Consider the following 14,460-nt stretch of genomic DNA (forward strand, 5'->3'; position numbering starts at 1 on the left):
CGGCCACGGCGCACGCCGTGGCCGTAGCCTTCGGCGAGCGCGGTGCCGCAGACGGCAGCAAGGAAGGAAGCGGCGCAGGCGGCCGCCAGGTGTCGTTGCATGATGCTTCTCCTGTGTCGTGGAGAGGTGCCGGACGCCGGCCCTCATGCCCCTTTACGCAGGAGAGGCGCCGGCGGATCAGAGGCGCAGCCAGGCCGTGCCGCTCTCGTCCGGCTGCGCTTCCGCCAGCGCGGCGAGAAAGCTGTCGCACCACCAGTGCACGTCGTACTCCCTCACCACGCGCATCAGCGCCTCGTGGCGATGGCGGCGCTCCTCCAGCGGCATCTGCAGCGCCAGCAGGATGGCCGCGGCCGTGCCCTCGGTGTCGTAGGGATTGACCAGCAGCGCTTCGCGCAGTTGCTCCGCCGCGCCGGCGAAGCGCGAGAGCACCAGCACGCCGGGGTCGTCGGGGTTCTGCGCTGCCAGGAACTCCTTGGCGACCAGGTTCATGCCGTCGCGCAGCGGCGTGACCAGCGCGACGCGGCTCGCGCGGTACAGCCCCGGCAGGCGCGAGCGCGCCACCGTGCGATGGATGTAGCGCACCGGCATCCAGTCCAGCTCGCCGAAGTTGCCGTTGATGGAGCCGCACAGCGACTCGAGCTCGTGCAGGATCTCGGTGTAGGCGCTGACGTTCTCGCGGCTCGGCGACGCGATCTGGATCAGCGTGGCGCTGGAGCGCAGGTCCGGGTTCTTGGCCAGGAACTCCCGGAAGGCCCGCAGGCGCTGCGGCAGGCCCTTGGAGTAGTCCAGCCGGTCCACCCCCACCAGCAGCTTGCGGCGCGAATACTCCATGCGCATGCGCTCGTACATCTGCACGGCGTCCTGGGCGCGGGTGAGCGCGGTGAACTCCTGCACGTCGATGCCGATCGGGAAGGCGCCCGCCTGCACGGTGCGGCCGAAGGCGCGCCAGCGGCCGTCGTCCACCGGCTGCGCGTGCGCCTCGGCTTCGACATAGCGGGCGAAGTGGTCCAGGTCGGCCTTGGCCTGGAAGCCCACCAGGTCGTAGGCGAACAGCGCGCGGATCAGCCAGTCGTGCCCCGGGATCGCCGCCAGGATCAGCGGCGGGGGCAGCGGGATGTGCAGGAAGAAGCCGATGCGCTGGCGGCAGCCCAGCGCCCGCAGTTCCGCCGCCAGCGGGATCAGGTGGTAGTCGTGGACCCAGATCACGTCGTCGGGCTTCAGCAGCGGCAGCAGCTTGCGCGCGAACAGCTGGTTCACGCGCCGGTAGCCGTTGATGTAGCCGGCGTCGAAATCCGCCAGGTCCAGGCGGTAGTGGAACACCGGCCACAGCACGCCGTTGGAGTAGCCGAGATAGAAGGCGTCGTGGTCCACCTGCGAGAGATCGACCATCGCCAGCGTCACCGGGCCGGCGCGCTGGAACACCACGTCGTCGTCCTCCGCGGCGTCGACCACCTTGCCGCTCCAGCCGAACCACAGGCCGCCGGTGTTGTTCAACACCTCGGCCAGGGCGACGGCAAGCCCGCCGGCGGCGGTCTTGCGGGGGTCGGCGATGCGGTTGGAGACGACGACGAGGCGCGACATCGTTCAGCGTTGGGCGTTGAGCGTTGAGCGTTGAGCGTGAAGGCGGGGTCCCACGCTCGACGCCCAACGCCCAACGCCCAACCTCATATCACCGTGTCCCACGGCGCCGACAGCCGCACCGCGGCGTTGATGGTGCCCACCATCGAATAGGTCTGCGGGAAGTTGCCCCACATCTCGCCGGTGACCGGATGCGTGTCCTCGGACAGCAGGCCCAGGTGGTTGCGGCTCTTGAGCATCACCTCGAAGATCTCGCGCGCCTGCGCCTTGCGGCCGATGCGCGCCAGCGCGTCGATGCGCCAGAAGGTGCAGATGTTGAACGCCGTCTCCGGCTTGCCGAAGTCGTCCGCCGCCTCGTAGCGCCGCATGTACGGTCCGTCGCACAGCGACTTTTCCAGCGCGTCGACGGTGGCGACGAAGCGCGCGTCGTTCGGGTCGATCATGTTCACTTCGGCCATCAGCAGCGCGCTGGCGTCGAGATCCCGGCCGCCGAAGCTCTCGGCGAAGGCCTGGCGCTCCTCGCTCCACGATTCCTTCAGGATCCGGTTGCGGATGGTGTCGGCGCGCTCGCGCCAGTAGCGGATGCGCTCCGGCAGCCCCAGCGTGAGGGCCACCTTGGCCAGCCGATCGCAGGCGGCCCAGCTCATGAGGGCCGAGGAGGTGTGGATGCGGGCGCGGGTGCGCAGCTCCCACATGCCGGCGTCGGGCGTGTCGTAGATCTTGAAGGCCTGCTCGCCCACCGCCTCCAGGTGCACGAACTCGGCGCGGGTGGCGCGCCGCATCAGCCGGTGGTCGTGGAAGGCCTGCGCGGCGCCCAGGATGATGTTGCCGTACACGTCGTGCTGGAAGTGCTCCTGCGCCTGGTTGCCCACGCGCACCGGGCCCATGCCGCGGTAGCCGGGCAGGTGCTCCAGGATGAACTCGGGCAGCCGCTCCTCCTGCCCGATGCCGTACAGGGGCTGGATGTGGCCGCCGCCGGAGCGGATCACGATGTTCATCAGCCAGCGCAGGTACTCCTCCATGGTCGCCACTTCGGAGATGGAGTTCAGCGCCCGCACGACGAAGAAGGCGTCGCGCAACCAGCAGAAGCGGTAGTCCCAGTTGCGCCCGCTGTTGGGCGCTTCCGGGATCGAGGTGGTCATCGCTGCCACGATGGCGCCGGTGTCCTCGAACAGCGAGAGCTTCAGCGTGATGGCCGCGCGGATCACCGCGTCCTGCCATTCGAGCGGCAGCGAGAGCGAGCGCGACCACTGCTTCCAGTAGCGCACGGTCTCCTCCTCGAACAGGCGGGCCGTGTCCTCGATCCCGCTGCTGAGCGTCTCGTCCGGCCCCATGACGAAGTTCATCGACCGGTCCACCACGAAGAAGGTCTCGGACAGGATGTAGGCGATCGGCGCGTCGGTGTTCACGCGCAGCGTGAGCCCCGGGCCGACGTAGCGGATGTGCGTGCTGCCCTGCGTCACCTGCGGCTTCACGCGGCCCCACTCGAAGCGCGGGCGCAGCAGCACGCGCATGCGGGGCGACCCCTGCAGCACCTTGACCCGCCGGATCAGCGTCATCGGCCGGAACATGCGGCCGCGGCTCCAGAAGCGCGGGGCGAAGTCGACGATCTCGATGCCCTGGCCGCGGCCGTCGTAGAGGCGCGTGCGCAGCACCGCGGTGTTGGGCTCGTACTCCTGCTCGCTGCGCTCCAGCCCCTCCAGCTCGAACTGCCAGACGGCGGCGTTCTCGCTCGGATCGAGCAGCGCGTTGAACACCGGGTCGGCGTCGAAGCGCGGCAGGCAGCACCACATGAGGCGCCCCTCGCGGTCGATCAGGCCGCTGTAGGCGCAGTTGCCGATCATGCCGAGCGAGAGCGAGTTGGGGTACGTTGTGTTGTTCATGTCGTTCGGATGAAACGGGCGGCGAGGGCCGCCTCCAGTTCTTGCCGCAAGGCCAGCGGGTCCGCCAGGCGCTGCGTCGCGCAGGTGGCGCCCTCGCCGACCTTGATGCCCAGGCCGCCCAGGCGCTGCACGGCGTGGAAGCCCGCTTCGTCGGTGACGTCGTCGCCGATGAACACCGGCCGCCGCCCGGCGAAGGGCTGTTCCTCCAGGAAGGCCTCGATCGCGTTGCCCTTGCTCGCGCCGCACGGCTTGGCCTCCATCACCATCTTGCCGCGCAGCAGCGTGACGCCCGGCGATTCGTCGACGGCCTTCTCCATCGTCTGCAGGCACAGCTGCTCCAGGTCGGGCCGCTGGCGGTAGTGCAGCGCCAGCGAGCCGCGCTTGTTCTCCACCAGCAGGCCCGGGTTCTGCGCGGCCAGCAGGCAGGCGGCTTCCTCCACGTGGTCCAGCGGCTGGGCGTTCAGCAGGTGCAGCTGGCCGTCGCGCCCGCGCCGCTCGGCGCCGTGCACGCCGGCCACCGGCAGCTGCAGCGGGTGCAGGAAGTCGTCGATCTGGGCGATCGGGCGCCCGGTGATCACGGCGAGGGCCCCCTGCAGGTAGTCGCGCGCGTCCTGCAGCACCCCGATCAGCGGTTGCGGCACGTGGACGGCGCTCGGCTGCGGCGCGATGTCCACCATGGTTCCGTCGAAGTCCAGGAACAGGGCGCAGGAGGGATGGAGGATCTCCACGAGCGTCATGCGACCGAACCGTAGCAGAACCTGCTGCGGTGCGGCGCGATGTCGGACCATCGGCCGGCGTAGGAGGACGCCGACACCGCGGCAGGCGGCGCGCGCAATGCCCATCCGCGCCGCAAGGCCGAGAAGCGGGCATGGCCGCGCGGCCTGGACTAAGCTCCCCCCATGGACTACGCCCGCTACGAAACCCTGCGCATCGCACGCCGCGGCCCGGACGACTCGGTGCTCGACATCCAGATGAAGGCCGCCAACGGCAAGCTGCCCACGGCCGGCCATGCCGGTCACCGCGAGCTGGCCGAGATCTGGCGCGATGTGAGCGCCGACGACACGGTGCGCGCGGCCGTGCTGCGGGGCGAGGGGCTGGGCTTCTCCGGCGGCGGCGACCTGGCGCTGGTGCAGGACATGGCCGCCGATTTCGACATCCGCGCCCGGGTGTGGAAGGAGGCGCGCGACCTGGTCTACAGCGTCGTCAACTGCGACAAGCCGATCGTCAGCGCCATCCACGGCCCGGCGGTCGGCGCCGGGCTGGTGGCGGGGCTGCTGGCCGACATCTCGCTGGCCGCGCGGGACGCCAAGATCGTCGACGGCCACACGCGGCTGGGCGTGGCCGCCGGCGACCATGCCGCCATCGTGTGGCCGCTGCTGTGCGGGCTGGCCAAGGCCAAGTACTACCTGCTGCTGTGCGACCCGGTCAGCGGCGAGGAGGCCGAGCGCATCGGCCTGGTCTCGCTGGCCGTGGACGGCGAGCAGCTGCTGCCGCGCGCCTACGAGATCGCCGACCGGCTGGCGCAGGGCAGCCAGACGGCGATCCGCTGGACCAAGTATTCGCTGAACAACTGGCTGCGGCAGGCGGGGCCCGCGTTCGACACCTCGCTCGCGCTGGAGTTCATGGGCTTCGCCGGCCCCGACGTGCAGGAAGGCATCGCCTCGCTGCGCGAGCGCCGGCCGCCGAAGTTCCGTTGAAGGATCGAAGGAGGAAGGAAGATGAGGAAGGTTCTCGCATCCCTGCTGCTCGCCACCGCGGGCCTCGCGGCCCAGGCCGCCGACGCGCCCGTGAAGGTGGAGGGCGCCTGGGCGCGGCCCATCGTGCCGGGCCAGCAATCGAGCGGCGCCTACATGACGCTCACCGCGCGCGCGCCGGTCACGCTGCTGGGCGCCGAGACGCCGGCGGCCGGCATCGTGGAGATCCACCAGATGAAGATGGAAGGCGACGTGATGAAGATGCGCGCCGCCGGCGAGCTGGCGCTCGCACCCGGCAAGCCCCTGCAGTTGGCGCCCGGCGGCTATCATTTCATGCTGATGGACCTGCAGGACCCGTTCAAGGCCGGCACGCAGATCCCGTTCACGCTGCACTTCCGCGATGCCAAGGGCCAGGCCAGCACCTTGCAGCTGCAGGTGCCGGTGCAGATGCGGGCGCCGCACGCAGCGCACCAGTAGCGCGGTCCTTGGGGTAAGCTGTCAACACGACAACTGACCCGAGGAGAGCGCGGCCATGAGTGACAGCAGCAACTTCGGCTTTGCGAAACTCGTCCCCGGATTCGACTTCCTGCAGAACCTGGCCAAGGGCGCTTCGCAGAGCATCCCCCAGATGCCCCACCTGTCCAACTGGGTGGCGCCCACGCTCAGCGTCGAGGAGCTGGAAAAGCGCATCGCCGAACTGAAGGCGGTGCAGTTCTGGCTGGAGCAGAACGGCCGCGCGCTCGGCGCGACCATCCAGGCGCTGGAAGTGCAGAAGATGACGCTCGCCACCCTGCAGGGCATGAACTTCAGCATGGGCGAGCTGGCCAACGCGCTGCGGCTGAAGACCACCGATGCCGTGGCGAGCGGGGCGCGCAAGGTGGGCGAAGCCGCCGAGGCGGCCGCGAGCGCCGTCTCGGGCGCGGCCGATGCGGTGGCCGACGCGGCGGACAAGAAGGCGGCCGGCAAGAAGGGCGAGGAGAAGAAGCCGTCCGGCAATGGCGCCGCGCCGGTCGATCCGCTGCAGTGGTGGGGCGCCCTCACGCAGCAGTTCCAGCAGATCGCGGCCAACGCGATGAAGGACGCGGCCCAGAAGACGGCCGTCGACACTGCTCGCAACATGGCCGTGGGCAGCGCCAAGGATGCGATGAAGGCGGCCACCGGCATGGCCAAGGCGGCGGCGGGCATGGCCAAGGCCTCCAGCGCTGCGTCGGCGCCGAAGACCACCGCTGCCAGGAAGACCCCGGCGCGCAAGACTCCCGCGCGCAAGCCGCGCGCGAAGAAGACCGCGACCTAGGAGCCGCCATGCAGCTGTTTCCCTTCGGCCATGCCACGCACCCGCAGTGGCGGATGGCGGCCGGCCTGGTGCTGGCGCAACTGCGGGCGCAGATGACGCTGCACGGCTACGCCCCCTCGCCGACGCTGGGGCTGCTGTACATCACCGACCACTACGCGGCCTCGGCGCAGGAAATCCTGGACCACCTCGGCGCCGAACTGCCCGAGGTCACCGACTGGGCCGGCACTGTCGGCGTCGGCATCGCATCTTCCAACGTGGAGTACTTCGACGAGCCGGCGATGGCGGTGATGCTGTGCGCCGTGCCGTCGGACCAGTACCGGGTGTTCTCCGGCGTCGCACCGCTGCCCGGCAGCTTCCGCGCCCACACGGCCCTGGTGCATGCCGATGCCGCCACCCCCGACCTCGCCGAACTGATCGCGGAGATGGCGGACCGCACCGCCACCGGCTATCTCTTCGGCGGCCTCGCCTCCAGCCGCGCCGACGTGGTGCAGTTCGCGATCGGCGGCAACGGCAACCTGCGCGGGCAGGGCAAGGCCGGCGGCGTGTTCCGCGGCGGTCTCTCGGGCGTGGCCTTCGCCGAAGGCGTGCAGCTGGTCTCGCGCATCACGCAGGGCTGCCAGCCGGTGGCGCCGGCGCGCAGCATCACCGGCGCCGACGGCAATCTCGTGACCGAACTCGATGGCGAACCGGCGCTGGACGTGCTGCTGGAAGACCTGCACATCTCGCTGGACCAGCCGCAGGCCGCGATGACGGCCCTGCGCGCCACGCTGGTGGGCCTGACGCAGGCGAGCGAGGACGTGGTGAACCGCATCGGCCACTTCGGCACCGACGTGGTGGTGCGGCACATCATCGGCCTCGATCCGCGCCGGCGCGGCGTGGCCGTGGCGAGCAAGGTGGAGGAGGGCATGCGCCTCGCGTTCTGCCGCCGCGACGTCGAGGCGGCGCGGGCGGACCTGGTGCGCATCTGCGCCGAGATCCGCGAGGAGCTGGAGCCGGAGGAACTGCCGCTGGCCGCCGCCAGCGCGCTGACCGCCCCCGATCCGCTGGCGCCGCCCAGCGCCGCGACGACGCCGCTCGCCGGCGCCATCTACGTCAGCTGCGCCGGCCGTGGCGGCCCGCACTTCGGCGGCCCGAGCGCGGAGATGCAGATCGTGCGCCGGGCCCTGGGCGACGTGCCGCTGGTGGGCTTCTTCGCCGGCGGCGAGATCGGCCGCCGGCACCTCTATGGCTACACGGGCGTGCTGACGGTCTTCCGCTGAACGCGTCCGGCGTTCGGCGTTCGGCGTTGAGCGTTGAGCGTTGAGCTACGCCGCGTCGCCCGGGTTGGCGCGCAGCTGCAGGTGGGCTTCCAGCAGCGGCAGCAGCTTCTGGGGCGTGATCGGCTTGCCCAAGGCGCCCAGCACCGCCAGGCCGTGGCCCTTGGCGATCTCCGAGCCGACCGCCAGCGTCCAGTCCTCGCTGCTCAGGAACACCAGCGAGGCGCTGCCGGCGACGGCCCGCAGCTTCGGAATCAGCTCGAGGCCGTCCACGTCGGGCATGACGACGTCGGTGATCACGATGTCCACCGCGGGCGCGGCGCGCAGCAGGCGCATCGCCTCGGCGCCGTTGGCGGCACTGCGGATCTGCTCCACCCCGAGCGAGCGCAGGGCCCGCTCCAGCATCATGCGCTGGAATTCGTGGTCTTCCACGACCAGGACGTGGAGCGTCGACAGTGAGGGCGGCATGGCCGCATTCTTGCAGCAGGCCCGGCCGCGCGGCATTCATCCGAATGTGCGTCAAACGAAAGCACGCAGGACGCGGATCCGGGCGATCTGCTAACTTTGCGGGGGTTGCTGCACCGCCCCCGAGGTGCAGCCCGGGTTCGCCGCAGCCGCGGCGGGCCCTTCGAACCAACGTGAACGCCGCCGCCCCGAGCCGCCCCGAGCCCGATTCGCGCCGCTACCGGCGCTGGCACCTGGTCGTGCGCCGCCACTGCGCCGCCTGGGTGCGCGCGGGCGGTGCGGTCTCCGTGCTGCTGGGGGCCGCGGTGCTGGCGGGCTGGTGGCTGGGTCTGCCGGTGCTCACGAGCGTGTTCGAAGGGGCGCCGCCGATGTCGGTGGGCGCCGCGCTCGCGTTCGTGCTGTGCGGCCTGTCGCTGCTGCTGCAGCCGACGGTGGCGTCGGCGCGGCGGGGAGGCGGCCGCCAGGGCCTCGCGCAGGTTCTCGGGGTGGCGGTGGCCGCACTCGGCATCGCGGTGGGCGCTGAATACGCGTTCGACTGGAATCTCGCGTTCAGGAACTTCGCGCTCCCGGACATCGGGCAGGTCCTGGCGGGGCAACGGATGACGCTCTCCAGCGCGGCCGCCTTCACCTGCGTCGGCACCGCGCTGGCGCTGCTGCCCGTGGCACGGCTGCGCATCCTGGTGCAGGGCTGCGCGGGGGCGGCCGCCCTGATCGGGCTGATGACACTGGCCGGCTATGTGTGGGGGGCCTCCGAGCTGCGCAGGGACGAGTGGGGGCCGCCGGCGGCGCTGCACACCGCCGGCGGGTTCGCGGTGCTGGGCGCCACCATCGGCCTGGCGACGCAGTGGTGCGTGCCCGGCCGGCGCAGCCTGCGCTTCCTGTTCGATCCGGTCGAACTCAGGATCGTGGCCAGCTTCGCGGGCGCGCTGTTGTTCCTGGTGCTCGTGGGCGGGCTCAGCTACGGCGCGGCCGTGGAGTCCGCGCGGGTGGCCCGCCAGGCGGCGCAGGCGGAGGCCTTCCACGGCAAGCTGGCGGGCCTGTACGCCAACGCGGCCGAAGCCGCCGTGGCCGGCCGCACTTTCCTGCTCACGGGAGTCCAGGGCGACGCGCAGCGGTGGCAGGAGCGCGTCGTCCAGCTCGAAGCCACGCGCAAGGCCATCGGCGAAGTGCAGGACCTCGCCGCCGCGGAGCGCACCCCGGTGCGCATCCTCGACGAAGCCCTCGCGCGGCTGACGGAAATCTACCTGCAGGCGCTGTCGCTGCAGGCCCGCTCGGGCGTGGAGGCCGCGCGCGCCTTTTTCGGCAACGGGCGCGACCAGGCCGCGCTGGCCGCGGTGCGGACGGCGCTGCTGCGCGTCGAGGAGCTGGCCCGCGCCGAGGAGGAGCGGCAGCAGGCGCTGCTGGAGCGGCACCGGCAGAAGACGCTGCTGGTCACGCTGCTGTTCCTGGCCGTGGCGGCCTTCATGCTCGCCGCGGTGTTCACGGCGATCCGGCGCGAGATGACGGCGCGCGCGCAGGCGGAGCGGGCGCTGCGGCGCCGGTCGGCCGAGGCCGTCGGCGCGCACCGCTTCCTCGAGTCCGTGATCCAGAACATCCCGCACGCGATCTTCATCAAGGAGGCGGCGCGGCTGCGCTTCGTGCGCATCAACCGGGCCTGCGAACGCCTGTTGGGGCGCAGCCAGCAGGAGATGGCGGGTCGCACCGACCACGAGTTCTTCCCGGCGGGCCAGGCCGCTGCCTTCATCGCGAAGGACCGGCAGGCGCTGGAAAGCGGCGCGGTGGTGGAGATCGCGCAGGAGGAGATCCACACGGCGCACGACGGCCTGCGGCTGCTGCACACCCGCAAGGTCCCGCTGCTGGACGAACAGGGGCGGCCCACCTACCTGCTCGGAATCTCCGAGGACGTGACGGACGTGCGGCACAAGGAGCGCCAGATCCGCGAGCTGAACGCGCAGCTGCGGGCGCGGGCCGAGGAGGTCGAGCGGGCCAGCCAGGCACGCAGCGCCTTCCTCGCGACCATGAGCCACGAGATCCGCACGCCCATGAACGGGATGCTGGGGACGCTGGAGCTCCTGAGCCTGAGTCCGCTCGACGCGCCCCAGCGCCGCATGCTTTCGGTGATCGCCGAATCGGGGCAGTCGCTGCTGCGGATCATCGACGACGTGCTGGATTTCTCCAAGGTGGAAGCCGGCAAGCTGGAACTGCACGTGGAAGTGGCCTCGGTGGCGGCGGTCGTCGAGGCCGTGCGCAACATCCATTCGCCCGTCGCCAGCAGCAAGGGCCTGGCGGTCGCCACCCGCGTGGATCCGGCGCTGAGTCCGGCCGTGTGGGTGGACGCGCTGCGCCTGCGCCAGATCCTCAACAACTTCGTCAGCAACGCCGTCAAGTTCACCGTGCACGGCCAGGTGGAGATCCGCGTCGAGGTGCTGGAGTCGGATGCGGAGCGCCAGCTGCTGCGGCTGGCCGTGACCGACACCGGGCCCGGCATCGCACCGGAAGACCAGCAGCGCCTGTTCCAGCCTTTCGTGCAGGTCGGCGCAGCGGGCGCGGGCACGGGGCTCGGGCTGGCCATCTCGCGCCAGCTCGCGGCGCTCATGGGCGGCGAGGTGCAGCTGCAAAGCGCCCCCGGCGAGGGCACGACCATGAGCCTGCGGATCCCGGTGCGCACGGCCCCGCCCGAGCAGTTGCCCGAGCCGATCGAGCAGCGCATGGCGCAGCTGCGGCAGGCCACCGCACGCATGCGGCCCGCGCCCACCGTGGCCGAAGCGGAGGCGGAAGGCACGCTGGTGCTGGTGGTGGACGACCATCCGGTCAATCGCATGCTGCTGGTCCAGCAGCTCGCGACCCTCGGCTATGCGGCCCAGGCCGCGCCTGACGCGGCCGAGGCCCTGCGCCTGTGGCAGGGCGGTCGTTTCGGGCTGGTGCTCACCGACTGCCAGATGCCCGGCATGAACGGGTACGAGCTGGCGCGGCGCATCCGCGCGAGCGAGGCCGCGGCCGGAGGGCGGCGCACGCCGGTGCTCGCCTGCACCGCGATGGCGCTGCCGGGCGAGGTGGAGAAGTGCGCCGACGCGGGCATGGACGACGTCGTGTTCAAGCCGGTCGAACTGCATTCGCTGCTGGCGAAGATGCGCCGCTGGCTGCCGCTGCCCGAGGGCGCGGAGGCCGCCACGGACCCGGCTGCGCCCGTGCCTCCGCCCCGCGACAACGCGGGCCCGGTGGACCTCACGCTGCTGCGCGAGAACTGGGGCGCGCAGGCGCGCGACATCCAGGCCATCCTGGCCGCCTTCGCCCGCAGCGCGCGCGAGGACCACGGCGACCTGCGCGCGGCGCTGGCGCGCCGCGATGCGCCGGCCGTGGTGGCGGTGGCGCACCGCATGGTCGGTGCGAGCAAGATGGTGGGCGCGCACGCGCTGGCGGAAAGCTGCGAGCTGCTGAATGCGGCCGGGCGCGAGCGCGGCTGGGAGGCGATCGCCGCCGCCATGCAGGCGGTGGACGCGGAATACCTGCGCGTGATGGAGGCGCTGGAACCGGGGCACTGAGGCGTGCGCCCGCGCTCAGCGCCGCAGCTGCGTGAAGGCCGCGAACTCCCAGCTGCGCATCGCCAGCACCAGCGTGTAGCCCTCGCGCTCCTGGGCCGGCAGCTTCTGGTCGGCGTGGTGCTGCTGCGCGAAATCCTGCGCCACCCGCTGCAGGCGGTCGCGGAACGAAGGGGCGATGGCGCGGCTCACGCTGCCGTGCACCAGCAGCAGGCCCTCGGCGGGGCCGTCGAAACCGCCGTTGAAGTAGTCCAGCACCGCGTGGTCGCGGAAGTAGTGCATCACCGGGCCGTGGGGCCGCCAGCGGAAGGTCTTGGCCAGCTTCAAGCGGTAGCGGTTCAGGGGCCGCAGCTCGATGATCCCGATGCGGTCCAGCGCCACGAAGTACTTGATGCACTCGGCCTCGCTCAGGCGGTACTCGCTGGTGATCTGCTCCAGCGTCCACTGGCTCAGGACGCAGATCGCGCACAGCAGCAGCTTCTTGTCGGCCACCACGGCGCGCTCCTGTTCCTGCGTGAGCTCGTTCACCAGCGGCTGCGCGTCGGCCACGCGGCGCGCGAGTTCGGCGAAATCGAGCTTCAGCACGCGGCAGATCGCGTCGATGCGCGACAGCGCCATGTCGCCCTTGGCCAGCATGCGCTTGACGCTCGATTCGGCCATGCCCAGGCCCTGCGCGAGGTCCGCGTACGTCATCTGCGCGGCCTTCAGCTCCTTCTTCAGGGCCAGGACCAGGTCGGCGGTGGTGCTCATGGAAGTACAGGAATCCGATACCGGGCGGGCTGCCCGAGCGCAATGTAGCGGAATCGCAGCACTTTCCGCCGCCGCGCGGCGAGACTGCCGCCGTCCGCCCGATCCTGGGCCATGATCCGCAACGGAGGAGAACCGCATGGACACCGTCGCCGCCGAGGCCGGCCCCAGCGCCGCGCGCGAGGCGCACCCGAACCAGTTCGCGCTGCTGCGCCAGCGCCGCTTCGCTCCCTTCTTCTGGACCCAGTTCGCCGGCGCCGCCAACGACAACCTGTTCAAGTTCGCCTTCACGGTGATGGTCACCTACCAGCTGCAGGTGGCCTGGATGCCGCCCGCGATGGCGGGCCTCGCGATCGGCGCGCTGTTCATCCTGCCCTACCTGCTGTTCTCCGCCACCAGCGGACAGCTCGCCGACAAGTACGACAAGCGCCGCCTGATCCTGTTCGTGAAGTGGCTGGAGATCGGCATCATGCTGCTCGCGGCCTGGGGCTTCTTCGCGGCCAACGTGCAGGTGCTGCTCGCCTGCACGTTCCTCATGGGCCTGCACTCCACGCTGTTCGGGCCGGTGAAGTTCGCCTACCTGCCGCAGCACCTGGACGAGCGCGAGCTCACGGGCGGCAACGGCATGGTGGAAATGGGCACCTTCGTCGCGATCCTGCTCGGGCAGGTGGCGGGTGGCCTGATCGTGGACATCCCCGCCATCGGGCCGCAGTCCGTGGGGATCGCGTGCGTGGGGTTGGCGGTCGTGGGGCGGCTGGTCGCGCACGCGATTCCGGCGTCGCCCGCCAGCGCGCCGGAGCTGCGCATCAACTGGAACCCTTTCAGCGAGACCTGGCGCAACCTGAAGCTGGCGCACGGCAACATCGTGGTGTTCCGTTCGCTGCTCGGGATCAGCTGGATGTGGTTCTTCGGCGCGGTGTTCCTGAGCCAGTTCCCTTCCTTCGCCAAGGAGGTGCTGCACGGCAACGCGCAGGTCGCCTCGCTGCTGCTGGTGGTGTTCTCAGTCGGTATCGGCGTGGGCTCGCTGATGTGCGAGATGCTGTCGCGCCGCCACGTGGAGATCGGCCTGGTGCCGGTGGGTGCGCTCGGCATGACGCTGTTCTCCGTCGACCTGTACTTCGCCTCGCGCGCGCTGCCGCCCGCGGCCAGTCTGACGCTGGGGCAGTTCGTCGGCATCGCGGCGCACTGGCGCGTGATGGCGGACCTGGCGCTGCTGTCGCTCTTCGCCGGCCTCTATTCGGTGCCGATGTACGCGCTGATCCAGCTGCGCGCCCAGCCCACGCACCGCGCCCGGATCATCGCGGCCAACAACATTCTCAACGCGCTCTTCATGATCGGCAGCTCGGTGATCGCCGGCGTGCTGCTGAAGGCGGGCTTCACCATCCCGCAGATCTTCCTCGCCGTGGGCATCGCCAACGCGCTGGTGGCCGGCTACATCTTCCTGCTGGTGCCGGAGTACCTGATCCGCTTCGTGGCCTGGGTGGCGACGCACATCGTCTACCGCTTCCGCGTGCGCGGCGACGCGCACATCCCGGTGGCCGGCCCGGCGGTGCTGGCCTGCAACCACGTGAGCTTCGTCGACGCGGTGCTGCTGATGGCGGCGAGCCCGCGACCGATCTACTTCGTGATGGACCACCGCATCTTCCGACTGCCGGTGCTGGGGTGGCTCTTCAAGCTGGCGAAGGCGATCCCGATCGCGCCGCAGAAGGACGACCCTTCGGTGTACGAGGCGGCCTTCGAGCGGGCCGCGCAGGTGCTGCGCGAGGGCGACCTGCTGGCGATCTTCCCCGAAGGCGCGATCACCCGCGACGGCACGCTGCAGCCCTTCAAGGGCGGGATCATGAAGGTGCTGGAGCGCGCCCGCGCCGACGGCGTGCAGCCGCCCGTGATCCCGATGGCGCTGACCGACCTGTGGGGCTCCTTCTTCAGCCGCATCGAGCAGGGCAACGCGATGGTGCGGCCGTTCCGGCGCGGCGTGTTCAACCGCGTGGGCCTGAACGTGGG

11 protein-coding genes are annotated in these 14,460 nt (G+C 71.0%); 6 read left to right on the top strand and 5 right to left on the bottom strand.

The window, feature by feature from the left end; translation table 11 throughout:
• Window positions 1-177 precede the first annotated feature (177 nt).
• The 3 genes from otsA to otsB form a co-directional block, all read right to left on the bottom strand.
• On the bottom strand, window positions 178-1,581 hold the full coding sequence (otsA, locus tag VFM98_RS20735) for an alpha,alpha-trehalose-phosphate synthase (UDP-forming) (protein ID WP_325111790.1): 1,404 nt from the start codon (window positions 1,579-1,581) through the stop codon (window positions 178-180).
• 83 nt (window positions 1,582-1,664) lie between these two features.
• Window positions 1,665-3,461: a glycoside hydrolase family 15 protein gene (locus VFM98_RS20740; protein ID WP_325111791.1), complete on the bottom strand. Its 1,797-nt coding sequence runs from the start codon at window positions 3,459-3,461 to the stop codon at window positions 1,665-1,667.
• The gene (otsB, locus tag VFM98_RS20745) at window positions 3,458-4,198 is read right to left on the bottom strand and encodes a trehalose-phosphatase (RefSeq protein WP_325111792.1); all 741 of its coding nucleotides are present in this window, start codon (window positions 4,196-4,198) and stop codon (window positions 3,458-3,460) included. Before otsB ends, VFM98_RS20740 begins: the two co-directional genes overlap by 4 nt.
• A gap of 162 nt (window positions 4,199-4,360) precedes the next feature.
• On the opposite strand from otsB, the gene VFM98_RS20750 reads away from it, so the two are divergent.
• From VFM98_RS20750 to VFM98_RS20765, 4 genes are read left to right on the top strand one after another with little or no spacing between them, the layout of a single operon-like run.
• The gene (locus tag VFM98_RS20750; protein ID WP_325111793.1) at window positions 4,361-5,158 is read left to right on the top strand and encodes an enoyl-CoA hydratase/isomerase family protein; all 798 of its coding nucleotides are present in this window, start codon (window positions 4,361-4,363) and stop codon (window positions 5,156-5,158) included.
• A gap of 21 nt (window positions 5,159-5,179) precedes the next feature.
• Window positions 5,180-5,632: a copper chaperone PCu(A)C gene (locus VFM98_RS20755; RefSeq protein ID WP_325111794.1), complete on the top strand. Its 453-nt coding sequence runs from the start codon at window positions 5,180-5,182 to the stop codon at window positions 5,630-5,632.
• Window positions 5,633-5,687: 55 nt separating this feature from the next.
• On the top strand, window positions 5,688-6,449 hold the full coding sequence (locus tag VFM98_RS20760; RefSeq protein ID WP_325111795.1) for a PhaM family polyhydroxyalkanoate granule multifunctional regulatory protein: 762 nt from the start codon (window positions 5,688-5,690) through the stop codon (window positions 6,447-6,449).
• A gap of 8 nt (window positions 6,450-6,457) precedes the next feature.
• Complete coding sequence (locus VFM98_RS20765; RefSeq protein ID WP_325111796.1) at window positions 6,458-7,708, top strand: FIST signal transduction protein; 1,251 nt, start codon at window positions 6,458-6,460, stop codon at window positions 7,706-7,708.
• Between the two features lie 45 nt (window positions 7,709-7,753).
• Here VFM98_RS20765 and VFM98_RS20770 read toward each other — a convergent pair whose 3' ends face one another.
• The gene (locus tag VFM98_RS20770; RefSeq protein WP_325111797.1) at window positions 7,754-8,173 is read right to left on the bottom strand and encodes a response regulator; all 420 of its coding nucleotides are present in this window, start codon (window positions 8,171-8,173) and stop codon (window positions 7,754-7,756) included.
• 170 nt (window positions 8,174-8,343) lie between these two features.
• On the opposite strand from VFM98_RS20770, the gene VFM98_RS20775 reads away from it, so the two are divergent.
• Window positions 8,344-11,712 (top strand): ATP-binding protein, encoded by a 3,369-nt coding sequence (locus VFM98_RS20775; protein ID WP_325111798.1) that lies wholly within the window; start codon window positions 8,344-8,346, stop codon window positions 11,710-11,712.
• Between the two features lie 15 nt (window positions 11,713-11,727).
• Here the strand turns inward: VFM98_RS20775 and VFM98_RS20780 are convergent, their stop codons facing one another.
• The gene (locus VFM98_RS20780; protein WP_325111799.1) at window positions 11,728-12,459 is read right to left on the bottom strand and encodes a helix-turn-helix transcriptional regulator; all 732 of its coding nucleotides are present in this window, start codon (window positions 12,457-12,459) and stop codon (window positions 11,728-11,730) included.
• Between the two features lie 136 nt (window positions 12,460-12,595).
• Here VFM98_RS20780 and VFM98_RS20785 point away from each other — a divergent pair.
• Window positions 12,596-14,460 (top strand): MFS transporter (locus VFM98_RS20785; RefSeq protein WP_325111800.1); only part of this gene is annotated, 1,865 nt, incomplete at its 3' end.

This window comes from Ramlibacter sp., assembly GCF_035706265.1.
Lineage (GTDB): Bacteria > Pseudomonadota > Gammaproteobacteria > Burkholderiales > Burkholderiaceae_C > Ramlibacter.

Excerpts from the sequence above, each read along its gene's own strand:
- VFM98_RS20760 (WP_325111795.1), top strand. The coding sequence starts at position 5,688 with ATGAGTGACAGCAGCAACTTCGGCTTTGCGAAACTCGTCCCCGGATTC.
- VFM98_RS20750 (WP_325111793.1), top strand. The coding sequence starts at position 4,361 with ATGGACTACGCCCGCTACGAAACCCTGCGCATCGCACGCCGCGGCCCG.
- VFM98_RS20780 (WP_325111799.1), bottom strand. The coding sequence starts at position 12,459 with ATGAGCACCACCGCCGACCTGGTCCTGGCCCTGAAGAAGGAGCTGAAG.
- VFM98_RS20755 (WP_325111794.1), top strand. The coding sequence starts at position 5,180 with ATGAGGAAGGTTCTCGCATCCCTGCTGCTCGCCACCGCGGGCCTCGCG.
- VFM98_RS20765 (WP_325111796.1), top strand. The coding sequence starts at position 6,458 with ATGCAGCTGTTTCCCTTCGGCCATGCCACGCACCCGCAGTGGCGGATG.
- VFM98_RS20770 (WP_325111797.1), bottom strand. The coding sequence starts at position 8,173 with ATGCCGCCCTCACTGTCGACGCTCCACGTCCTGGTCGTGGAAGACCAC.
- otsA (WP_325111790.1), bottom strand. The coding sequence starts at position 1,581 with ATGTCGCGCCTCGTCGTCGTCTCCAACCGCATCGCCGACCCCCGCAAG.
- VFM98_RS20740 (WP_325111791.1), bottom strand. The coding sequence starts at position 3,461 with ATGAACAACACAACGTACCCCAACTCGCTCTCGCTCGGCATGATCGGC.
- otsB (WP_325111792.1), bottom strand. The coding sequence starts at position 4,198 with ATGACGCTCGTGGAGATCCTCCATCCCTCCTGCGCCCTGTTCCTGGAC.